This is a genomic window from Pseudoduganella aquatica (genome assembly GCF_009857595.1).
Lineage (GTDB): Bacteria > Pseudomonadota > Gammaproteobacteria > Burkholderiales > Burkholderiaceae_D > Rugamonas > Rugamonas aquatica_A.
Genome location: NZ_WWCU01000037.1, coordinates 42,501 through 62,826 on the forward strand (window position 1 = coordinate 42,501; position 20,326 = coordinate 62,826).

The window sequence follows — 20,326 nt, forward strand, 5'->3', positions numbered from 1 at the left end:
GCCGCATACACCGGGGCGGCGCAGTCCGTGCCGGTGCCCAGCACCGCCACCGGCCCCAGCGCGATATTCTGCACGCGCTGGCCGGGCGGCGCGGTTTCTATGGCCGCCCCCAGCCAGTGATGGCGGCGCAGCACCGTGCTGCAGGCACGCAGTTGTTGTAGCAGTGCATCATGTTCTATGGCAATAGCGGATGGGCTGGCGCCCAGTTCGGCGGCGGCGCTGGCGGCCACGGCCTCGCGCGCGCTGCCCACGTGCAGCGAGATCAGCTCCAGCAGGCGGCAGCGCTCCTCCACACTGCTGTGGCGCAGCGCCTCGGCGGCTTCTTCGGCGCGGCGTGCTGCCGTGTCCAGGCTGGTCCAGGCGAACTGCGGCAGCGGGACGGCGGAGGTGTTCGGGTTGTTCACTAGGGCATGCCTTTGAAGGTCTGTGGCGCTCGAATATTGTAAAAACTATTCCGTGCAGCAGTTAATAAATTCTTGTAAATTGGCGTTAAATATCCATAAGGGATAGGCGCCGGCCATACCGACGATTGAATGACCTCCAACCACACAGCCATCCTGTTTGGCGCCTATCGCCTGGTGCCGTCCGAACGCGCGCTTTTTGAGGGCGGGCAGCCGGTACGCCTGAGCGGGCGCGCTTTTGATTTGCTGCTGGCGCTGCTGGAACGGCCCGGCGAAGTGCTCAGCAAGGACGAGCTGATCGCCCGCGTGTGGCCCAGCACCTGCGTCGAGGAAGGCAATCTGCGGGTGCATATCGGCGCGCTGCGCCGGGCGCTGCGCGATGCCAGCGGCAGCCAGTACGTGGAGAACGTGGTCGGGCGCGGCTACAGCTTTGTGGCGCCGGTGCGGCGCGTTGCGCAGGATGCAGGCGGGGCGGCGGAGCGGCCGGCGCATCCGCCCGGCGTGCAGGCCGGGCCGCAGCCGGAGCCACAGCCAGTCGCGCATCCGGCGCCGGCCTCTATATCCCCATTCCGCATCATCGGCCGCGACGACACGCTGCGGCATCTGGCCGTGCAGGTGCCGCAGCGCCGCCTGATCACCCTGGCGGGGCCGGGCGGCATCGGCAAGACCACCGTGGCGCTGGCCGCCGCCGAAGCGCTGGCGCCCGGCTTTGCGCATGGCGCCATCCTGGTCGACCTGGCGCCGCTGACCGGCGGCGCGCAAGTGACCAGCGCACTGGCTTTGGCGCTGGGCATGCCCGCCATGTCCAGCGATCCGCTATCTACGCTGGTGGCGCACTTGCACGCCATGCACGTGCTGCTGGTGCTCGACAATTGCGAGCACCTGATCGACAGCGTGGCCGCCCTGGCCGAGCGCCTGCTGCGCCAGGCGCCGCGCGTGCACATGCTGGCCACCAGCCGTGAGCCGCTGCGGGCGGATGCCGAATGGGTGCACCGCCTGCCGCCGCTGGCGCTGCCGCCCGTGCCGTCCGGCCACGGCACGGCGGCGCTGGCGCTGCTGGCGGCCACGCCTGCGGTGCAGTTGTTCGTCGAACGCGCCACGGCCTGCATGGACAGCTTCCGCCTGCATGAGGACAACGCCGCCGCCGTGGCCGACATCTGCCGCCGGCTGGACGGCATACCGCTGGCCATCGAGCTGGCGGCGGGGCGGGCCGAGTTCTTCGGCGTGCACGGCCTGGCTGCGCGCCTGGAGGATTGCTTCACTGTGCTCAAGCGCGGCCGCCGCACCGCCTTGCCGCGCCACCAGACGCTGCGCGCCACGCTGGACTGGAGCTACGACATGCTGGGCGCAGCCGAGCAGGCCGTGCTGCGCCGCTGCGCCATTTTCCGCGCGCCGTTCACGCTCGACTGCGCGGCGGATGTGGCGCAAAGCGGCGGCATCAGCGCGGAGGAGGTACTCGACTGCATCGCCAACCTGGCCGCCAAGTCGCTGCTGAGCGCAGACGGCGGCGCGGCGCAATTCCGCCTGCTCGGCACCACGCGCGCCTACGCGCTGGACAAGCTGCGCGCCAGCGGCGAACTGGCCGTGGTGGCGCGGCGCTACGCGCAGCGTTGCCGCGACTTCCTGCGGCCGGCGCAAGCAGAGCTGGAGCGCCAGCCCTTGCAGGCCTGGCTGGCTACTTACGGCCGCAGCATCGACCACGTGCGCGCCGTGCTGGACTGGACCTTGAACGCGGACGGTGCGGAAGGCGACCTTGCCCTGGGCCTGGAGCTATGTGCCCTGTCAGGCCCGCTGTGGTATCAGCTGTCGCTGATGGACGAATACCGCAGCCGCTTGCAGCAGGCGCTGGAACTGGCGCGGCAGGCGGGCGCGGACGCGCTGGCGCCGCAGCTGGAAATGCCGCTGGCGCTGGCCCTGGGCCACGCGCTGCTGCACACCGGCGACCAGGCCGACAACGCCGCGCGCACGCAGGCGTTCGCGCGCGCGCTCGAGCTGGCGCAGCAGACCGGCGACAACGCCAGCCGCATGGGCGCGCTGTGGGGCTGCTACATCGACGCCATCTTCAACGGCGACTACCAGCTGGCGCTGGGCTACGCGGAACGCTTCGGCGTGGCGGCGGCCGGCGCCGGCGGCGAGCTCCATCAACTGGCGCACGCCCGCATGCTGGCGCGCACCATGCACTACCTCGGCCACCAGGACCGCGCGCGCCGCCATATTGAATTCGTGGCCCGGCACCCGCTGGACCGCGCGCGCCTGTCCCACGGGCGCGGCTTCCAGCTGGACCAGCACATCTCCACCATGGCCATCCACAGCCGCGTGCTGTGGCTGCAAGGCCAGCCCGAGCAAGCGATGGAAGTCGCGCGCGCCTGCGTGGAGACCGGCCTGCAGGCGGGCCACGGCATTTCACTGTGCTTTGCGGTGCTGGCCGGGTGCACCATCTTCACCTGGTGCGGCGACGAAGCGGAAGGCCAGCGCTGCACCGGCTTGATGCTGGACCACGCCCAGCGCTGCGCGCTGCCGCAATGGCATTTCTGGGGCGAAGGCTACGCCATGGCGCAGCGCCTGCTGCACGGACAGCCGCCAGGGGAAAAGGAAGTGTTCGTGCTGCAGCAGGACCGGCACTGCGGCAATCTGCAGGTGGACGTGCTGGCCACGCTGCATCCGCGCCTGCTGACGGCGCGGGCGATCGCGCGCGCGGAGGCCGGCTGCGCAGGCTGGAGCCGCGCCGAAGTGATGCGCTGCCAGGGCGAGGCCTTGTTCCGCGCCGGAGCCGTGGAGCAGGCCGGGCAGCTTTTCACGCTTGCGCTGGCCATCGCTGCGGAGCAGGGCGCGCTGGCCTGGGAGCTGCGCGCCGCCACCAGCCTGGCGCACCTGCGCAGCGCGCAAGGCCGGCGCCAGGAAGCGCGCGCCCAGCTCGAAGGCATCTACAGCCGCTACACCGAAGGCCACGCCACGCGCGACCTGCAAACCGCGCGCGCCCTGCTCGATGAACTCGCGCGGCCCAACTAAGAAAAAAACGCCGACGGCGTCGTCCCGAACGTCTTCTTGAACATCGCCGAAAACGCCGACTGGCTGGCATAGCCCAGCTGCTCCGCCACCTGGGCCAGCGGCAGTCCGCGCGCGATCAGCGGCGCCGCGTGGGCCAGCCTGACCTGCTGCCGCCACTGGCCAAACGTCAGCCCCAGCTCGCGCTCGAACAGGCGCGCCAGCGTGCGCTCGGACGCGCCCACCTGCCGCGCCCAGTGTTCCAGCGTCTGCGGCGCGCCCGGGTCTTCCATCAGCGCGGCGCACAGCACCTTCAACCGCTTATCCTCCGGCATCGGCACGCGGATGGGACGCGTGGCCGAGCGCCCCAGCTCGTCCAGTATCAGCTCCGCCAGCAGCGGCTCGCGCGGCGTGGCCAGGTCCAGATCCAGATGCTCCAGCGCCACGATTAGTTCGCGCAGCAAACTGGACACCTCCAGCACCTGGCACTCCGTGCCCGCGAACGGCGCCCGTTCGGCCAGCACGCACAGTGGCCGCAGGCGCGCCTTTTCCAGCACCGTCACCGCGTGCTCCACGTGCGGCGCGATCCAGATCGCCCGCAGCGGCGGCACGATCCAGCTGCTGTTGTTGGCCGTTACCCGCACCACGCCCTCCAGCGCATACGTCACCTGGCCCCATTCATGGCTGTGCGGCGCCATGAATTCGTCCGCCTCCAGGTCGCGCGCGCGCAGCGTGACCGGGCGCGCCGCGCTGGGCTCGTTGCGGGGATGATAATGGTTGGTATGGGTGACGATGGGGATAAGCATGGCACGCCTTGGCAGAATCGCGACAAAAGATGTCAGCCTATCTTAAATCAGCCGCCGCCGGATTGCTACACTGGAATTCACACACAACCCTGGAGTCAGCATGAGCACCGCTAGCTTGCGGCAGGACGCGCGCGTGATAGGCCTGGTCGGCTTCGCGCACGGCACCTCCCACTTTTACCACCTGATCCTGGCCGCGCTGTTCCCGTGGCTCAAGCCCGAATTCAATCTGTCGTATGCCGAGCTGGGCCTGCTGATGACGGTGTTCTTCGTCGTCTCCGGCATCGGCCAGGCGCTGGCCGGCTTCGTGGTCGACCGCTTCGGCGCGCGCGCCGTGCTGTGCTCCGGCATTGCGCTGCTGGGCGTGTCCGCGCTGGCGCTGGCCGCCGCGCCCAACTACGCCATGCTGCTGGCCGGCGCCATGCTGGCCGGCGTGGGCAACAGCGTGTTCCACCCGGCCGACTACACGCTGCTGAACCAGCGCGTGTCCAAGGCGCGGCTGGCGCACGGTTTCTCGGTGCACGGCATCAGCGGCAATATCGGCTGGGCGCTGTCGCCCCTCTTCATGACCTTCGTCACCACCCTGTCGGGCTGGCGCACCGCGCTGCTGTGCGCCGCCGCGCTGCCCTTCATCGTGCTGCTGGTGCTGTTCCTGAACCGCCACGCGCTGCGGCCCGACCCCATCGCGCCCGCCGCGCCGGGGCAGGCGGCAGGCGGCTCGCTGGCCTTCCTGGGCCTGAGGTCGGTGTGGATGTGCTTCGCCTTCTTCTTCATCACCGCGCTGGCGCTGGCCGGCATCCAGAGCTTCGCCTCCACCGCGCTGGTGTCGCTGTACGGCATGTCGCTGGGTTGGGCCACCTCCGCCTACACCGCCTACATGGCGGCGTCGGCGGCGGGGATGGCGCTGGGCGGCTTCCTGGGCGCGCGCAATACCAACCATGACCGCACCATCACCGTCGCCTTCGGCGCGGCCGCCGCGCTGGCCGTGCTGCTGGCGCTGGCCGTGGTGCCCGCGTGGATGGCGGTGGTGCTGATGGGCGCCATCGGTTTCGCCTCCGGCATCGCCGGGCCGTCGCGCGACCTGCTGATACGCGCCGCCGCGCCGCCCAATGCCACCGGCCGCGTGTTCGGCGTGGTGTATTCGGGACTGGACAGCGGCCTGTCGGTCGGCCCGCTGGTGTTCGGCGCGCTGATGGACGCGCATCAGCCATCCTGGGTGTTTGTGCTGATAGGCGGCTTCCAGGCCATGGCGATCGCCACGGCGGTGGGCGTGGGCAGCAATACCCGCGCGCTGCGTTTGCAAAAGGCTTAGAATCGTCGCTGATTGCCAACTTCAAGCCGGAGATTCCATGAGCTTTGCCACCACCGACCTGTGCGACGACCATGCGGACCTGCTCGAGAGCGGCGTGCTCGCCGTGCTGCCGCCCGTGTACCAGCACTTTGGACAGCACAGGAAATTCAGCGGCCCCGCCACCACGCTCAAGGTATTCGAGGACAACGCGCTGGTGCGCAGCACGCTGGAGACGCCGGGCAACGGCGGCGTGCTGGTGGTCGATGGCGGCGGCAGCCTGCGGCGCGCGCTGGTGGGCGGGCAGCTGGGCCTGCTGGCGCAGGACAATGGCTGGGCCGGCATCGTGGTGTACGGCTGCATCCGAGACACCGATGAAATCAACGCCTGCGCGGTCGGCGTGCGCGCGCTGGGCGCCCATCCGCAGAAAAGCGCCAAAGCCGGCGCCGGCGCGCGCGATGTGCGCGTCCACATCAGCGGCGTCGCCGTCCGCCCCGGCGACTGGATCTACGCCGACGCCGACGGCATCCTCGTCTCCCAGCAACAACTGGCCTAAGCGCCTGTGCAAGCCGGGACTTGCCCGGCCATAAAAGAAAATGGCCGCACGCGTTGAGGCAACGGTGCGGCCGATTCGTTTGCACCGCTTGTCCGGACAAGCGGCGAAACGGGCCTAGCCCCACGCCGTAACAACCGGATACCGCTTTCAGCGTCGACATCATCCGGTTCCACGCGGCGCCAGGCTGCTGTGGTTTTTAAAGTACCTTTAGATTAGCAGACTCTTTCCATTAGTCTCATTGAATTTTCTTAAGATAACTTACATTCCAATTGGGAAAGTTAGATGTCTTGGGAGTATCTTCTTGCAAAGGCAGGTGGGGAACGCATTAGGTATAATGCACCCTTGCAGCATCCATCTTTAAGGAATTCCCCACCATGTTCAGTTACCGCCACGCCTTCCACGCCGGCAATCACGCCGATGTGCTCAAGCATTTCGTGCTGGTCCAGCTGCTTCAGTATATGAATCAGAAGGACACCGCTTACAGCTACATCGACACCCATGCCGGCGCGGGCGTGTATGCGCTGGACGGCAATTTCGCCTCCAAGAACGCCGAGTACGAAACCGGCATCGGCCCGCTGTGGGAGCGCACCGATCTGCCGCCGGCGCTGGCCGAATATGTGGACCTGATCAAGGCCATGAACCCGAGCGGCAAGATGCGCTACTACCCCGGCTCGCCGTACTGCGCCGACCAGGTGGCGCGCGAACAGGACCGCCTGCGCCTGTACGAGTTGCACCCGGCCGACTCCAAGATCCTGACCGACAACTTCCGCAAGCTCGACGAGCACAAGGCGGCGCAGGGCATCCGCTCCTCCGTGCGCGGCAAGCGCGTGCTGGTGACGCGCGGCGATGGCTTCCACGAATTGAAGGGCCTGCTGCCGCCGCCGTCGCGCCGCGGCGTGGTGTTGTGCGACCCGCCCTACGAGGACAAGCAGGACTACCGCAAGGTGGTGGACATGCTGAACGACGCCACCAAGCGTTTCCCGGCCGGCACTTACGCGATCTGGTATCCCATCCTGCAGCGCATCGAAGCGCGCAACTTCGCCGAGCGCATGAAGCACATCAAGGGCACCGAATGGCTGAACGTGACGCTGACCATCCGCACCCCCGGTCCGGACGGCTTCGGCGGCCTGCACAGCAGCGGCATGTTCATCGTCAACCCGCCGTTCACGCTGGAGGCCACGCTCAAGGAAGTGATGCCCTACCTGGTGGAAGTGCTGGGCGAGGACACAGGCGCCAGCTTTGTGCTGGAAACGGGCAACGCCGCCACCGCGCCGCGCGCCGCTTCGCTGCAGCAGGCCGAGAACAATCCGCGCGGCGGCCTGCGCGCCCCGGTCTCGCCGCGCGCCATTGGCCCCGGCGGCAGCTTGCGCGGCAATAACGCGCCTGCGCCGCGCGGCAGCCTGCGCACCTCGTCGCGTCCCGGCACGCCTGGCGCAGGTACAGGTACGGGACGTCCCGGTTCGCCCGGCGCCAGCTACACCCGTCCGGCCGGCGCCAAGCCGGTCGCCAAACTGGGCACCGATGGCCCGCGTACCGGCGTTCCACGCAACACCAAGCCGCGCCGCCCTTAGTTTGCGTTAATAAATGTTGGCAAGACTCTATCAATGGGTATAGTCTTAGCATAACAACGCAGATTGGGGCAGCCCATGACCATCGCTTCGCCGCTACAGATTGCGCCTGCGCTCGCCAACCATTTTTACCTGGCGCGCCAGCCCATACTCAACCGCAGCCAGCGCCTGGTTGCGTATGAGCTGTTGTTCCGCAATGCGGACACGGACCGGGCCGACGTCACGGACGACGCTTCCGCCACCGCCTCCGTGATTGCCCACGCTTCCGAGCTGGGCATGGGGCATGTGGTGGGCGACCAGATGGCCTTCGTCAACGTCGACACGGTCGGCCTGATGAGCGACTTCATCCGCTTCCTGCCGAACGACAAAGTCATCCTCGAAATCCTGGAAACCGTGCAAGCCACGCCCGCCGTGGTCGAACGCGTGCGCGAGCTGAAGGAAGCCGGCTTCCGCTTCGCGCTGGACGATGTGGTGGCCGAGTCCGAGGACGTCAGCACGCTGCAGCCGATGATGGATGTAATCAAGGTCGACGTGCACCACATGGAGCCCGCGCGCCTGAGTGCGCTGGCCGGGTCCATGCGCAACTCCAGCCAGAAGCTGCTGGCCGAAAAGGTCGAGACGATAGAAGAGTTCCATCAATGCATGGATCTCGGCTTTGAATATTTCCAGGGCTATTATTTCGCCCGCCCGGTGATTTTGAGCGGCAAGAAGATCACGCCGTCCCAGCTCTCCATCCTCAACCTGCTGAACCTGCTCAATTCGGACGCCGACCAGCGCGAGATCGAACACAGCGTCAAGCACGACCCGCTGATCACGCTCAACCTGCTGCGCCTGGTGAACACGCCTGCCGTGGGCGCGCGCTTCCGCATCAATTCGGTGGGCCACGCGCTGATCGTGCTGGGCCGCCGCCAGCTGCAGCGCTGGCTGCAGATACTGCTCTACGTGCGCACCGGGCAGAAGCCCGAGTTCGACTCGCCCCTGCTGCAAATGGCCACCACGCGCGGCAAGACGCTGGAACTGATGGTGGAGCACCTGCGTCCCGGTCAGCGCACCAGCGCCGACATCGGCTTCACGGTGGGCGTGATGTCGCTGATGGATACGCTGTTCTCAGTGCAGATGAGTGAAATACTGGACAGCGTGAACGTGCTGGACGAGGTGCGCGGCGCCTTGCTGACGCGGCACGGCGACTACGGCCGCCTGCTCACGCTGATCGAGCACATCGAACACCTGCAGGACGGCGATCCCGCCGTGCTGGGCCGCATGCTCAGCGACATGCATCTGTCGCCGGCCGAACTGTACGCCATCCAGGTCGCGGCCTTCGAGTGGGTCAACAGCTACACCAGCGGCATACACTGACAGCGCCTTATCGGGCGTAGGCCTTGCGCTCCCCTTTGAACCACTGCGCCAGTGCGGCGATGAAATCTTCAATATTCGACTTGTCGCCCGCCTTCAGGCTGTGGCCGGCGTTCCTGTATTCGACGAACTGGAAATCCCTGGCGGGCCGCTGCGCAAAATAGGTCTTCAGCAGCCGTCCCGATTCCACCGGTTCGGCATCGTCTTGCTCGCCCATGGCGACGACCATGGGAATGTCGAGCTGCGCGTATTCGGCCAGCGGATCATGGAACAGATGCGAACTCCAGTAACTGTAAGGGTGGCCGAAGAATTCCTTGCTTAAAGAATCCGGCTCGGCGGCGATGGCGGCGAACTCCGCTTCCAGCCGCTTTCTGGTGAAGTCCGCATACGGCGCCACGCCGCGGTCGGCGAAGGCCAGGAAGCCGTCGGCCTGCTTCATGCCGCCGGCGCCGATGACCGCCAGCCAGCCGATTTTCCTGCTGCGCGCGGCGACCATGGGTGCAACCTGGCCGCCCTCCGAAAAGCCCAGTATGGCCAGCGAGCGCTCTTTGGCCGCTTGCAGGCTCGGTTCCTGCGCGATGAACTCCAACGTGTCCGCCACGCGGCGGTCCAGGGTGTCGGCGCGGTTGTAGGCCTCGGAGCAACTGCCGGGTTCGCCGCTGTCGCCTTTCGCGATATGCGGCTTTTCCAGGAAATACAGATTCAGGGTGCTGGGGTAGTTCTCGAAGTACTTGGTAAAGCGCCCGCTGTAGTCGTTGCAGCCGGAGCCGCTTACCAGCACGATGGCGGGCGAACCGGGCGGCGCGCCGGTGTCGTGCAGCCGGTAGTAGCGGCGGGCTTCCCCCTTGATCTGTATGCTGGCCTCGTCGAGCAGGCGTTCCGCGCTGGCCGGCACGGCGGCGGCCAGCAGAGCTGCCATCAAGGCCGGCAGGGCGATCCGGGACAGGTGCGGGCGGACAGCCGTCACGCCAGCCACTCCATTTTCTGCACCGTGATCTCGGGGAAGCTGGCCAGCGGCTCCCAGACCGGCAGGAAGGCAAAGCCCAGCTTGCGGTAGAAGGCCGAGGCGCGCGCATTCTCCGGCGACACGTCGAGCACCACGCGCTGGTGGCCGTCCGCCACGGCGCCGGCCTGCACGGCTTGCACCAGCGCGGCGGCGGCCGGCGTGCCCCGATAGGCGGGCTGGACCCACATGCCGATCAGATTGCATTCCTGCTGCGCGCTGACGGCGCGGGCCGCCATGCCGATGGCGTTGCCGGTCTCCGCGTCGAAGGCGAGCAGGAACTCGGTGCCGTTGCGGCCCGAGGCGCGTTCCTGCCATTGCGCGTCCGTGTAGGCGGCGGCGCTGGCGTGGCTCACGCCGAATGCGGTGGGGGCGTCCAGCAGGGCCGCGAGGCGGATGGCTTTCAGCGTTTCCCAGTCTGCTTCAGTTGTAGGTCGAATTTTCATAGGGCGGCGCGGCGGACGATTTTTTCTTGCGCGTGAACGCGACGAGGAGGCCGAATGGCCAGGATACGAACAGCAGCGTCTGCCAGCGGGAAAACGCCTGGTATTCCTCTTCGGTATGAGTGACGTGGCCCTTGCCGCAATAGGGGCCGTCCTGGCATGGCTTGAGTGGCGCGTCCGGAAAGGTGAGCAGGCCGTACAGCAGCAAGACGATGCACCATCCGGTGACGAGCCGCGCAACGATGTCCGATAGCTTCATGGCGCTCCGTGCTTTGTGGAAAGGCCTCTAGCTTAGCAGCAGGGGCACGCGCCAAAATTCACGGATTGTCACTATTTGTTACCGGCAGCGCCCTTATTGGCCCAGGATCAGGAACACGGTGGGTTTTTTGTGGAAGTCCGGCGCCTTGCCCGCCGCGAGCAGGCCTTTCCATTGCGCGCCCGTCATGGTGCGGATGGTTTCGGACGGCAGGCTGATGTCGGTGGCCACGCACACCAGCGTGCCGCCGGCGCAGCTGGCCACCAGCGCTTCCAGCATGGCCGCGTTGCGGTAGGGCGTCTCGATGAACAGCTGGGTCTGCTTCTCGCTGCGCGAGCGCGTTTCCAGTTCCTTGATGCGCTTGGCGCGCTGCGCCGCGTCCGTGGGCAGGTAGCCGTTGAAGGCGAAGCTTTGGCCGTTCAGTCCGCTCGCCATGACGGACAGCAAAATGGACGACGGCCCCACCAGTGGCCGCACCGGAATGCCGTGCTGGTGCGCCAGGCGCACCAGGTCGGCGCCGGGGTCGGCCACGGCGGGCACGCCCGCTTCCGACACCAGGCCGGCGTCCTGCCCGGCCAGCAGCGGCTCCAGCAGGCCCAGCAGCGCCTGCTGCGGCGTGTTCACGTTCAGTTCGCTGATCCTGATTTCCTGCAGCGGGCGCGACAGCGGATGCTGCGCCCCCACCAGCTTCAGGAAGGCGCGCGCGGTCTTGGCGTTCTCGGCCACAAAGTAGCCGAGCGCGGCGGTGGTGGCCTGCACGTGTTCGGGGATGACGTGGGACAGCGCCTCGGTCTCGCCGAGGGTGTTGGGGATCAGGAAGAGGGTGCCTGGCATGTTGTAGCTTCTTATTGGATGTGGAAAAAGGATACGCCGGCCCGGCGCAGCATGCCGGTCAGCGCGATCAGCGGCAGGCCGGTCAGCGCGGTCGGGTCGCTGCTGTCGATGCGCTCCAGGATGGCGATGCCCAGCGCTTCATTCTTGGCGCTGCCCGCGCAGTCGTAGGGCTGCTCGATGCGCAGGTAAGCGTCCAGCTCGTGGTCGGGCAGGTCGCGGAACTTTACGACGGTCTGGATGTCTTCTATATAGGACTGGCTGTTGCGGCCATCCCACAGGCAAAGCGCGGTGTGGAACACCACTTCGCGGCCGCGCATTTTCTGCAATTGCGCCAGCGCGGCGGCGTGGCTGCCCGGCTTGCCGATTTGCTCGTCGTCCAGCGTGGCCACCTGGTCGGAGCCTATCACCAGGCAGCCGGGGTGCTTCGCGGCCACGGCGGCGGCTTTTTCGCGCGCCAGGCGCAGCGCGGTGGCGCTCGGCGTTTCGCCGGGCAGGGGGCTTTCATCGATGTCCGGCACGGCCACGTCGAATGGCAGTTGCAGGCGGGATAACAGTTCCTTGCGGTAGGCGGAGCTGGAAGCGAGGATGAGGCGGGGCGCGGAAGAAATCTGTTCGGTAGGCATCTGGTTTACTGGCCCTGTGCGGGAAATTGTTATATGCTCTGTGCGCCGTGGTTCAGCGCTGCCGCAAGCGCCTTTGCGGCTGCGGTTTGCGTGAAAGCTTTTGACGGCTTGGTGAAAACCCTGCTATTATCGCAGGTTTTCCGGGGAATGCAGGCCATGAGTGTGATTGACGCGTTTGACTTTAGCCGCAGCAACGGAAGCCGCAGCGGCGTAACGCCGGTTGCTGAAATGGCCCGCCTGGCCAAGGAATGCGCGGATGCGTCCGGCTCTGTCACCTGGCAGGTCGCGGGCGGTACCAGCAAGCACGGCTTCCCGCAGATGCGCTTGACGGTGGACGGCACGGTGCAGCTGGTTTGCCAGCGCTGCATGCAGCCCTATGCCCACCACTTGGCGTCCTCGACGCTGCTGATGCTGGGCAAGGACGACGAGCAAGCCGACGAGATCGAACAGATCGTCGATGATGAAACGGTGGACGTGATCGTGGGCACCCGCGACATGGACCTGATGTACCTGGTGGAAGATGAGGCGCTGCTGGCTCTGCCGCACACGCCGAAACACGATGTATGTCCGGATACGGCGCTGCTCGACTCTCTGCAGTCCGAGAAGAAGTCGCCGTTTGAAGGTCTGAAAGACCTCAAGAAATAAGTAAAACCCGTTATACCGAATAAGCAGTAAGTAAGGAACGTGTCAAAGCGCGTGCAGGCAGTCGAGTATTGCGAGTATTGGCATTGTGTAGTTAGTAGGGCCGGTCGTTTGATCGGCGTTGGCAAATTTTGCCGCTGGGATACTCGATTCGCATGTATTTGCAGGTCGAATGTGTTAGAATTTTAGAACTTATGTATTAGGAGTCATCATGGCAGTTCAGCAGAACAAGAAGTCCCCATCCAAGCGCGGTATGCACCGTTCGCACGATTTCCTGGTTGCACCGCAACTGGGCATCGAGCCAACCACCGGTGAAACGCACCTGCGTCACCACATCAGCCCTAACGGTTTCTACCGTGGCCGTAAAGTGCTGAAGACCAAAAACGACGAGTAATCGACGTTTTTACCAGAATAAGAGCGGTGCGACGTGGTATTTACTGACGTGGCGCCGCTTTTTTCTTTTCCTCGGCGGCTGAGCCAGCCTGTCAAACTTGCATCTCTGCAGCCCTGATACACTCAGGCGCGCATTTGTCCCACAATGACAATCAAAATATCTATCGACTGCATGGGCGGAGATCACGGCCTGTCTGTCACCATTCCTGCCGCCATATCCTTTCTGAAGCGTGAGGCGCAAGCCGAGCTGATCCTGGTTGGCCTGGAAGACGCCATCCGCGCGGAGCTCAAGAAGCACCACGCCGACGCGCACCCCCGCATTTCCATACACCACGCCTCCGAGCAGGTCGCCATGGACGACCCGCTGGAGGTCGCCCTGCGCCGCAAGAAGGATTCCTCGATGCGCGTGGCGGTCGAGCAGGTCAAGGACGGCAAGGCCCAGGCCGCCGTCTCGGCCGGCAACACCGGCGCCCTGATGGCCGTGTCGCGCTATGTGCTCAAGACCATGGCCGGCGTCGACCGTCCCGCCATCTGCTCCATCATGCCCAACCAGAAGGGCGGCCCCACCTATATGCTGGACCTGGGCGCGAATGTCGACTGCGAACCGCACCATTTGCACCAGTTCGCCATCATGGGCTCGGTGCTGGTCCATGCCATGGAAGGCATCGCCCGGCCCACCATCGGCCTGCTCAACGTGGGCACCGAGGACATCAAGGGCAATGAAGTGGTCAAGCTGACCAGCAAGCTGCTGCAGGCCGACCACGAGCGCGGCGCGCTCAACTTCTACGGCAACGTGGAAGGCAACGACATCTTCAAGGGCACCACCGACCTGGTGGTATGCGACGGCTTTGTCGGCAACGTCACCCTGAAATCGGTGGAAGGCGTGGCGCGCTTCTTCAAGGACGTGCTGACCTCCGAATTCAAGCGCAATATCTTCACCATGCTGGGCGCGCTGATTGCCAGCAGCGCCCTGAAGGCCATCAAGAGCCGCCTCAATCCATCCCGCTACAATGGCGCCAGTCTGCTGGGCCTGCGCGGCCTGGTTTTCAAAAGCCACGGCGGCGCCGACGCATATTCATTTGAATGGGCGATCCGGCGAGCGTATGATGCTGCAAAAAATGATGTGCAGGCGCAGTTGTCGACCATGATCGCCGAGCTGATGCCACGTAGCACGGAGACTACACAGGAGCCCAGCTCCGTCACCTGAAAGTGGATGGAAACGCATGACTTTGTATAGCAAAATTATTGGCACCGGCAGCTATCTGCCTGAAAAACGAGTGACCAACGCAGACTTGGCGGCCCAGCTGGCCGCCAAGGGGATAGAGACGTCCGACGAGTGGATTTCCAGCCGCAGTGGCATCTCCGCTCGTCACTACGCGGAGCCCGAGCAGGCGTCGTCCGACCTGGCCGTGCATGCGGCCCGCCACGCGCTGGAAATGGCCGGCATGGGCATCGACGATATCGACCTGATCATCGTCGCCAGCTCCACGCCGGACTTCTTCGGCAGCTTCCCCAGCACCGCCTGCATCGTGCAGCGCAAGCTGGGCCAGACCACCAACGGCGCCGCCGTGGACGTGCAGGCCGTGTGCAGCGGCTTCGTCTACGCCGTCTCCACCGCCGACGCCTTCATCCGCGCCGGCGTGCACAAGAACGTGCTGGTGATCGGCGCCGAAGTATTCTCCCGCATCCTGAATTTCGAAGACCGCACCACCTGCGTGCTGTTCGGCGACGGCGCCGGCGCCATCGTCATGACCGGTTCGGACGAGCCGGGCATCCTGGCCACCAAGCTGCACGCGGACGGCCGCCATTCGGACATCCTGAGCATCCCGGGCAGCCTGGCCGGCGGCGCGGTGGCGGGCAGCTCCTACCTGTACATGGACGGCCCTGCGGTATTCAAGCTGGCCGTCAGCGTGCTGGAGAAGGTGGCGCACGAAGCGCTGGAACACGCCGGCATGACGTCGGACCAGATCGACTGGCTGGTGCCGCACCAGGCCAATATCCGCATCATGAACGGCACCGCCAAGAAGCTGGGCCTGCCGCTGGACAAGATGATCGTCACGGTGGACCAGCACGGCAACACCTCGGCGGCATCGATCCCGCTGGCGCTGGACCAGGCGGTGCGCGACGGCCGCATCAAGAAAGGCCACAACGTCATGATGGAAGGCGTGGGCGGTGGTTTCACCTGGGGTGCTGTCCTGGCGCGGATGTAATGTAAAATACGGCCCGTTTTAGAATTAGTGTTCTAAATCCGGGGCCGGACCCGCCGGGTCTGACCCCAGAATAGGCATCTGCTTAATAAATAAGAGACAAATATGAATAAATTTGCATTTGTATTCCCGGGCCAGGGCTCGCAAGCCATCGCCATGATGGACGGCTTCGCCGGCAACCCGGTGGTGGCCCAGACCATCGCCGAGGCGTCGGACGCGCTGGGCTTCGACCTGGGCAAGCTGATGGCCGAAGGCCCGAAGGAAGAACTCGACCTGACCACCAACACCCAGCCCGTCATGCTGACGGCGGCCGTGGCCGTGTACCGCGCCTGGATCGCCGCCGGCGGCCCGGTGCCGTCGGTGGTGGCTGGCCACAGCCTGGGTGAATACTCGGCGCTGGTCGCTGCGGGCGTGATCTCCTTCAAGGACGCGGTGCCGCTGGTGCGCTTCCGCGCGCAAGCCATGCAGGAAGCCGTGCCGGTAGGCCAGGGCACCATGGCCGTGGTGCTGGGCCTGTCGGACGACGACGTGCGCGCCGCCTGCGCCGAAGCCGCCGCCGAGAATGCTGCGGAAGTAGTGGAGCCGGTCAACTTCAACGCGCCTGCGCAAGTGGTCATCGCCGGCCACACCGCCGCCGTTGAACGCGCCTGCGAAATCGCCAAGGCCAAGGGCGCCAAGCGCGCCATGAAGCTGCCGGTGTCGGCGCCGTTCCACTCCTCGCTGCTCAAGCCCGCTTCGGACCGCCTGCGCGAGTGCATGGCCGGCCTGAACTTCTCGGCGCCGCAGATCGCCCTGATCAACAATGTGGACGTGGCCGTGCTGAACGACCCGGCCAGTATCAAGGACGCGCTGGTGCGCCAGGCCGCGAGCCCGGTGCGCTGGGTGGAAACCATGCAGAAAGTGGCCGCCGACGGCATTACGCAAGTGGTCGAGTGCGGCCCCGGCAAGGTGCTGATGGGCCTGGCCAAGCGCATCGATCCTGTGCTGGTGGGCGACGCCATCACCGACCAGGCATCGCTGGACCGCGTACTGAGCACCTTCAAATAACAAGGAAGAACATGAATCTGGCAAATCAAGTTGCGCTGGTAACGGGCGCATCGCGCGGCATCGGCAAGGCCATCGCCACCGAGCTGGCCAAGCAGGGCGCGCGCGTGATCGGCACCGCCACCACGGAAGCGGGCGCCGAAGCCATTTCGGCCTACCTGGCCGAGATCGGTCCGGAAGCGGAGAGTGTGAAAGGTAAAGGCCTGGTGCTGGACGTGACCGACGCGGCGCGCTGCGCCGAAGTGATCGACGAAATCACCAAGACCTGGGGCGCGGTCGCCATCCTGGTCAACAACGCCGGCATTACCCAGGACAACCTGGCCATGCGCATGAAGGACGAGGAATGGGACAGCGTCATCGCCACCAACCTCAGTTCCGTGGGCCGTTTGTCGCGCGCCGTGCTGCGCGGGATGATGAAAGCCAAAAGTGGGCGTATTATTAACATCACCTCGGTGGTGGCATCGTCCGGCAACCCGGGTCAAATGAATTATGCGGCGGCCAAGGCCGGCGTGGAAGGCATGAGCCGCGCCCTGGCGCGCGAGATCGGCAGCCGCAACATCACCGTCAACTGCATCGCCCCCGGTTTTATCGACACCGATATGACCAAGGCGCTGGGCGATGAGCAGCACGCCGCACTGCTGACGCAGATCCCGCTGGCCCGGCTGGGCAAGCCGGAAGACATCGCGGCAGCCACCGCTTTCCTCGCTTCGCCGCAGGCCGCCTACATCACCGGCACCACCCTGCACGTGAACGGCGGGATGTATATGAATTGATGGCGAAAACGCGGAATTTAGCCGCGTTTTCACTGTCTTTTAGCAGTGATTTCGGCACAAATAGCAGCAGGTGCCGAAATTAGTTTTTCAGCGCGCAAACCTGATAAAATGCGCGCTTTCCGTAACAAACACATTGGAGCCATAACATGTCGGATATCGAACAACGCGTTAAGAAAATCGTCGCTGAGCAACTGGGCGTCGCAGAAGCAGACATTAAAACCGAATCGTCTTTCGTCGACGACCTGGGTGCTGACTCCCTGGACACCGTTGAACTGGTGATGGCTCTGGAAGACGAGTTCGAAATGGAAATCCCTGACGAACAAGCTGAAAAGATCACCACCGTGCAGCAGGCGATCGACTACGCAACCGCGCACGTCAAGGCCTAAGCCTGCCCCGATCGACTCCAGGAGAATCGCTTGAGTTCTAAAAACCGTCGTGTAGTGGTCACCGGCCTCGGCTGCGTGTCCCCCGTCGGCAATAGCATTGCCGAAGCGTGGAGCGCCGTCACTGAGGGCAAGTCCGGGATTGCCAACATCACCAAGTTTGATGCGCAGCCATTCACTACCCACTTCGCCGGTGAGGTAAAGGGCTTCAATATCGAGGATTACATCCCCGGTAAGGAAGCGCGCCATATGGATACTTTCATCCACTTTGGCATGGCGGCCGGCATTCAGGCGGTGCAGGATTCCGGCATCGTCGTCACCGAGGAAAACGCCGACCGTATCGGCGTGATCATCGGTTCCGGCATCGGCGGCTTGCCGATGATAGAAGAGCAGAAGGAAGACTACGACAAGCGCGGTCCGCGCCGCATCTCGCCTTTCTTCGTGCCTGCTTCGATTATCAACATGATCTCGGGCAACCTGTCGATCAAGTACGGCATGCGCGGTCCCAACCTGGCGATCGTCACGGCCTGCACCACCGGCCTGCACAGCATCGGCGCCGCTGCTCGCCTGATCGAGTACGGCGACGCGGATGTGATGGTGGCGGGCGGCGCGGAATCGACCGTGTCGCCGCTGGGCATGGGCGGTTTCGCCTCGGCCCGCGCCCTGTCCACCCGCAATGACGACCCTGCGACCGCTTCGCGGCCGTGGGACCGCGACCGCGACGGCTTCGTGCTGGGCGAGGGCGCCGGCGTCATGGTGCTGGAAGAGTACGAACACGCAAAAGCGCGCGGCGCCAAGATCTATGCAGAAGTGCATGGCTTTGGCATGACCGCCGATGCTTACCACATGACGTCGCCGCTGGAAGATGGCAGCGGCGGCAGCAAGGCAGTGATTGCCGCCCTGAAGAACTCCGGCCTCAACCCGGATCAGGTGCAGTACGTCAATGCCCACGGCACCTCGACCCCATTGGGCGACCAGGCCGAAGTGGTTGGCATCAAGCGCACCTTCGGCGACCACGCCAAGCAGATGGTGGTGTCCTCGACCAAGTCGATGACCGGCCACTTGCTGGGCGGCGCCGGCGGCCTGGAAGCGGTGTTTACGGTATTGGCCATCCACCATCAGGTGGTGCCGCCTACCATCAACATCTTCAACCAGGACCCTGCGTGCGACCTGGACTTCTGCGCCAACGTGGCGCGCGATATGAAGATCCAGTATGCGGTGAAGAACTCGTTCGGATTCGGCGGCACCAACGGTAGCCTCGTGTTCGGAAAAGTTTGAACTTTTTAGCCTCGCTCCGGTCGAACCGGAGTGAGCGCTGAGACGGTGCCGGCGCCCGCCGGCACCTGTCGCCCGGCTCCGCCGGCGCTTCTGCTGTACCCCTCCCATAGTTGGCACCCCCAGGCTTAACGCGTCATGTCGATTGCGGTAACTGCTGTCGTGCGTCCTTCTTTCTGCCTGCGCCTGCTGCAGGCGGGCTTCGCCGCGTGCGCGCTGGCCGTGGCCTGTTTCCAGCCTCCCCATATCGCCATTTCTTGCGTTGCGGCAAGCCTTTGGGCCTTGTATTGCGCGCTGCGCGGGACCAAAACGCATCGGCTTGATATTTCCGGTATTGGGCAAATCCGGCTGGCGGTATACCTGCTGTCAGCGGATGGCACGGCGCCAGCGGCGGTGGCCTTGCAGGCGGGATCGGCCTGCTGGCCGTGGCTGCTGTTGCTGCGGCTGCGCCAGGACAGCGGCGCGGTCACGGTGCTGCTGGTGCTGCCCGACAGCGTGGCGGCCGGGCAGTTCAGGGCGCTGGCCCTGGCGTGCCGGGCCTGCGCGGCAAAAAAACTTTGAACTTCTTGCCGCGCGCTTGTTCTATAGCAGTAAGAGCTGGCGCGCTGCAGAATACCGGGGAACAGCTGCAATGACAGAGCGCGAGAGCGATCAGTTGCTGGTCGAACGAGTCCAGGCGGGCGAGCGGCAGGCATTCGACTTGCTGGTGGCTAAGTATCAGCGTAGGCTGATGAGGCTGGTTTCGCGCATCGTGCACGATCCTGCGGAGGCGGAAGATGTGGTCCAGGAGACGTTCATTAAAGCGTACCGCGCCATCCGGCGTTTTCGGGGCGACTCGGCCTTTTATACCTGGCTGTACCGCATTGGCATCAACACCGCCAAGAACTTCCTGGCCAGCCAGAGCCGCCGCACGCCGACCTCCACCGAGAACGACGCCGAGCAGGCTGAATCCTTCGACAGCGGCGAGCAGCTGCGCGACATCAACACGCCCGAGTCGGTGCTGGCCAGCCAGCAGATCGCGCGCACCGTGAACGCGGCGATGGACGCGCTGCCGCTGGATTTGCGCACGGCCATCGTACTGCGCGAAATCGAGGGGCTGAGCTACGAGGAGATCGCGGACATCATGTCCTGCCCGATCGGCACCGTGCGCAGCCGCATCTTCCGCGCGCGCGACGTGATTGCCGAGCGGCTCAAACCGCTGTTGGACATGCCGCTGGACAAACGCTGGTAAGCAAACGGGAACGCCGATGGAAACGCTGAAACCACTGCACGAACTCATTTCCGCCATGGCCGACGGCGCGCTGGCGGCCCACGAGGCCGAGCTGGCGCTGGCCGCGCTGACCGAGCCCGAGGGCAGGGCGGCCTGGCAGGCCTACCAGCTGATCGGCGACGTGCTGCGCAGCGACGCCAGCGGCGCCGAGCTGGGCGATGGTTTCAGCGCGCGCCTGGCGGCCCGGCTCGACGTCGAAGTCGCGCCGGCGCCCGGCCGCGCCGCG

General features: G+C 65.3%; 23 protein-coding genes (1 of these 23 running past the window's edge). 16 read left to right on the top strand and 7 right to left on the bottom strand.

The features are described 5' to 3' along the window. Positions 1 to 404: the 5' end (the start) of an aldehyde dehydrogenase family protein gene (locus GTP77_RS24085; RefSeq protein ID WP_161074699.1), read on the bottom strand. The gene continues 1,039 nt to the left of window position 1, outside the view; only the first 404 of its 1,443 coding nucleotides appear in the window; the start codon lies at positions 402 to 404; its stop codon lies beyond the left edge, outside the window. A gap of 129 nt (positions 405 to 533) precedes the next feature. On the opposite strand from GTP77_RS24085, the gene GTP77_RS24090 reads away from it, so the two are divergent. Next, the gene (locus GTP77_RS24090; RefSeq protein ID WP_161074700.1) at positions 534 to 3,410 is read left to right on the top strand and encodes an ATP-binding protein; all 2,877 of its coding nucleotides are present in this window, start codon (positions 534 to 536) and stop codon (positions 3,408 to 3,410) included. Here GTP77_RS24090 and GTP77_RS24095 read toward each other — a convergent pair. Further along, on the bottom strand, positions 3,407 to 4,192 hold the full coding sequence (locus GTP77_RS24095; RefSeq protein WP_161074701.1) for an AraC family transcriptional regulator: 786 nt from the start codon (positions 4,190 to 4,192) through the stop codon (positions 3,407 to 3,409). The genes GTP77_RS24090 and GTP77_RS24095 overlap by 4 nt on opposite strands. Before the next feature lie 100 nt (positions 4,193 to 4,292). On the opposite strand from GTP77_RS24095, the gene GTP77_RS24100 reads away from it, so the two are divergent. The 4 genes from GTP77_RS24100 to GTP77_RS24115 all read left to right on the top strand — a co-directional run bounded on the left by GTP77_RS24100 (position 4,293) and on the right by GTP77_RS24115 (position 8,957). Further along, the gene (locus GTP77_RS24100; RefSeq protein ID WP_161074702.1) at positions 4,293 to 5,501 is read left to right on the top strand and encodes an MFS transporter; all 1,209 of its coding nucleotides are present in this window, start codon (positions 4,293 to 4,295) and stop codon (positions 5,499 to 5,501) included. 37 nt (positions 5,502 to 5,538) lie between these two features. Continuing rightward, a complete protein-coding gene (gene rraA / locus GTP77_RS24105; RefSeq protein ID WP_161074703.1) occupies positions 5,539 to 6,033 on the top strand; it encodes a ribonuclease E activity regulator RraA in 495 nt (164 codons plus the stop codon). A gap of 374 nt (positions 6,034 to 6,407) precedes the next feature. Further along, positions 6,408 to 7,604 (top strand): 23S rRNA (adenine(2030)-N(6))-methyltransferase RlmJ, encoded by a 1,197-nt coding sequence (locus GTP77_RS24110; protein WP_161074704.1) that lies wholly within the window; start codon positions 6,408 to 6,410, stop codon positions 7,602 to 7,604. A 75-nt stretch (positions 7,605 to 7,679) separates the two neighbouring features. Continuing rightward, positions 7,680 to 8,957: an EAL and HDOD domain-containing protein gene (locus GTP77_RS24115; RefSeq protein ID WP_161074705.1), complete on the top strand. Its 1,278-nt coding sequence runs from the start codon at positions 7,680 to 7,682 to the stop codon at positions 8,955 to 8,957. A gap of 7 nt (positions 8,958 to 8,964) precedes the next feature. On the opposite strand, the gene GTP77_RS24120 is transcribed toward GTP77_RS24115, so the two are convergent. From GTP77_RS24120 to GTP77_RS24140, 5 genes are all read right to left on the bottom strand, one after another. Beyond that, positions 8,965 to 9,921, bottom strand: coding sequence for an alpha/beta hydrolase family protein (locus GTP77_RS24120; protein WP_161074706.1), 957 nt, complete (start codon positions 9,919 to 9,921; stop codon positions 8,965 to 8,967). Continuing rightward, the gene (locus GTP77_RS24125; protein ID WP_161074707.1) at positions 9,918 to 10,403 is read right to left on the bottom strand and encodes a GNAT family N-acetyltransferase; all 486 of its coding nucleotides are present in this window, start codon (positions 10,401 to 10,403) and stop codon (positions 9,918 to 9,920) included. The genes GTP77_RS24120 and GTP77_RS24125 overlap by 4 nt, the downstream gene beginning before the upstream one ends. Continuing rightward, the gene (locus tag GTP77_RS24130; RefSeq protein WP_161074708.1) at positions 10,381 to 10,659 is read right to left on the bottom strand and encodes a hypothetical protein; all 279 of its coding nucleotides are present in this window, start codon (positions 10,657 to 10,659) and stop codon (positions 10,381 to 10,383) included. Before GTP77_RS24130 ends, GTP77_RS24125 begins: the two co-directional genes overlap by 23 nt. Before the next feature lie 93 nt (positions 10,660 to 10,752). Further along, complete coding sequence (locus GTP77_RS24135) at positions 10,753 to 11,490, bottom strand: SAM-dependent methyltransferase (RefSeq protein WP_161074709.1); 738 nt, start codon at positions 11,488 to 11,490, stop codon at positions 10,753 to 10,755. An 11-nt stretch (positions 11,491 to 11,501) separates the two neighbouring features. Then, entirely contained in the window at positions 11,502 to 12,113 is a 612-nt protein-coding gene (locus GTP77_RS24140) for a Maf-like protein (protein WP_161074710.1), read from the bottom strand. A gap of 156 nt (positions 12,114 to 12,269) precedes the next feature. On the opposite strand from GTP77_RS24140, the gene GTP77_RS24145 reads away from it, so the two are divergent. From GTP77_RS24145 to GTP77_RS24195, 11 genes are all read left to right on the top strand, one after another. Then, on the top strand, positions 12,270 to 12,758 hold the full coding sequence (locus GTP77_RS24145) for a YceD family protein (protein ID WP_371869392.1): 489 nt from the start codon (positions 12,270 to 12,272) through the stop codon (positions 12,756 to 12,758). Positions 12,759 to 12,966: 208 nt separating this feature from the next. Beyond that, positions 12,967 to 13,149 carry a 50S ribosomal protein L32 gene (gene rpmF / locus GTP77_RS24150; protein ID WP_008449924.1) on the top strand — a complete coding sequence of 61 codons (183 nt, stop codon included), beginning with the start codon at positions 12,967 to 12,969 and terminating at the stop codon, positions 13,147 to 13,149. Positions 13,150 to 13,293: 144 nt separating this feature from the next. Beyond that, on the top strand, positions 13,294 to 14,355 hold the full coding sequence (gene plsX / locus GTP77_RS24155; protein WP_161074712.1) for a phosphate acyltransferase PlsX: 1,062 nt from the start codon (positions 13,294 to 13,296) through the stop codon (positions 14,353 to 14,355). A 16-nt stretch (positions 14,356 to 14,371) separates the two neighbouring features. Further along, the gene (locus GTP77_RS24160; protein WP_161074713.1) at positions 14,372 to 15,358 is read left to right on the top strand and encodes a beta-ketoacyl-ACP synthase III; all 987 of its coding nucleotides are present in this window, start codon (positions 14,372 to 14,374) and stop codon (positions 15,356 to 15,358) included. A 102-nt stretch (positions 15,359 to 15,460) separates the two neighbouring features. Further along, positions 15,461 to 16,402: an ACP S-malonyltransferase gene (gene fabD / locus GTP77_RS24165; RefSeq protein WP_161074714.1), complete on the top strand. Its 942-nt coding sequence runs from the start codon at positions 15,461 to 15,463 to the stop codon at positions 16,400 to 16,402. 11 nt (positions 16,403 to 16,413) lie between these two features. Further along, positions 16,414 to 17,172, top strand: coding sequence for a 3-oxoacyl-ACP reductase FabG (fabG, locus tag GTP77_RS24170; protein WP_161074715.1), 759 nt, complete (start codon positions 16,414 to 16,416; stop codon positions 17,170 to 17,172). A gap of 146 nt (positions 17,173 to 17,318) precedes the next feature. Beyond that, the gene (gene acpP / locus GTP77_RS24175; protein WP_055936274.1) at positions 17,319 to 17,558 is read left to right on the top strand and encodes an acyl carrier protein; all 240 of its coding nucleotides are present in this window, start codon (positions 17,319 to 17,321) and stop codon (positions 17,556 to 17,558) included. A 30-nt stretch (positions 17,559 to 17,588) separates the two neighbouring features. Then, positions 17,589 to 18,833, top strand: a complete 1,245-nt coding sequence (gene fabF, locus GTP77_RS24180) for a beta-ketoacyl-ACP synthase II (RefSeq protein ID WP_161074716.1) — start codon at positions 17,589 to 17,591, stop codon at positions 18,831 to 18,833. Between the two features lie 135 nt (positions 18,834 to 18,968). Continuing rightward, positions 18,969 to 19,391, top strand: a complete 423-nt coding sequence (locus tag GTP77_RS24185; protein ID WP_161074717.1) for a protein YgfX — start codon at positions 18,969 to 18,971, stop codon at positions 19,389 to 19,391. A 70-nt stretch (positions 19,392 to 19,461) separates the two neighbouring features. Next, positions 19,462 to 20,061, top strand: coding sequence for an RNA polymerase sigma factor RpoE (gene rpoE / locus GTP77_RS24190; protein WP_161074718.1), 600 nt, complete (start codon positions 19,462 to 19,464; stop codon positions 20,059 to 20,061). A gap of 16 nt (positions 20,062 to 20,077) precedes the next feature. Beyond that, on the top strand, positions 20,078 to 20,326 hold a 249-nt coding region (locus GTP77_RS24195; protein WP_161074719.1), incomplete at its 3' end, for a sigma-E factor negative regulatory protein.

Coding starts and splice junctions, on each gene's coding strand:
- GTP77_RS24130 (WP_161074708.1), bottom strand. CDS start 10,659: ATGAAGCTATCGGACATCGTTGCGCGGCTCGTCACCGGATGGTGCATC.
- GTP77_RS24140 (WP_161074710.1), bottom strand. CDS start 12,113: ATGCCTACCGAACAGATTTCTTCCGCGCCCCGCCTCATCCTCGCTTCC.
- acpP (WP_055936274.1), top strand. CDS start 17,319: ATGTCGGATATCGAACAACGCGTTAAGAAAATCGTCGCTGAGCAACTG.
- GTP77_RS24090 (WP_161074700.1), top strand. CDS start 534: ATGACCTCCAACCACACAGCCATCCTGTTTGGCGCCTATCGCCTGGTG.
- GTP77_RS24125 (WP_161074707.1), bottom strand. CDS start 10,403: ATGAAAATTCGACCTACAACTGAAGCAGACTGGGAAACGCTGAAAGCC.
- rpmF (WP_008449924.1), top strand. CDS start 12,967: ATGGCAGTTCAGCAGAACAAGAAGTCCCCATCCAAGCGCGGTATGCAC.
- GTP77_RS24145 (WP_371869392.1), top strand. CDS start 12,270: ATGAGTGTGATTGACGCGTTTGACTTTAGCCGCAGCAACGGAAGCCGC.
- fabG (WP_161074715.1), top strand. CDS start 16,414: ATGAATCTGGCAAATCAAGTTGCGCTGGTAACGGGCGCATCGCGCGGC.
- GTP77_RS24100 (WP_161074702.1), top strand. CDS start 4,293: ATGAGCACCGCTAGCTTGCGGCAGGACGCGCGCGTGATAGGCCTGGTC.
- GTP77_RS24110 (WP_161074704.1), top strand. CDS start 6,408: ATGTTCAGTTACCGCCACGCCTTCCACGCCGGCAATCACGCCGATGTG.
- rraA (WP_161074703.1), top strand. CDS start 5,539: ATGAGCTTTGCCACCACCGACCTGTGCGACGACCATGCGGACCTGCTC.
- GTP77_RS24115 (WP_161074705.1), top strand. CDS start 7,680: ATGACCATCGCTTCGCCGCTACAGATTGCGCCTGCGCTCGCCAACCAT.
- rpoE (WP_161074718.1), top strand. CDS start 19,462: ATGACAGAGCGCGAGAGCGATCAGTTGCTGGTCGAACGAGTCCAGGCG.
- plsX (WP_161074712.1), top strand. CDS start 13,294: ATGACAATCAAAATATCTATCGACTGCATGGGCGGAGATCACGGCCTG.
- fabD (WP_161074714.1), top strand. CDS start 15,461: ATGAATAAATTTGCATTTGTATTCCCGGGCCAGGGCTCGCAAGCCATC.
- GTP77_RS24095 (WP_161074701.1), bottom strand. CDS start 4,192: ATGCTTATCCCCATCGTCACCCATACCAACCATTATCATCCCCGCAAC.
- GTP77_RS24160 (WP_161074713.1), top strand. CDS start 14,372: ATGACTTTGTATAGCAAAATTATTGGCACCGGCAGCTATCTGCCTGAA.
- GTP77_RS24185 (WP_161074717.1), top strand. CDS start 18,969: ATGTCGATTGCGGTAACTGCTGTCGTGCGTCCTTCTTTCTGCCTGCGC.
- GTP77_RS24135 (WP_161074709.1), bottom strand. CDS start 11,490: ATGCCAGGCACCCTCTTCCTGATCCCCAACACCCTCGGCGAGACCGAG.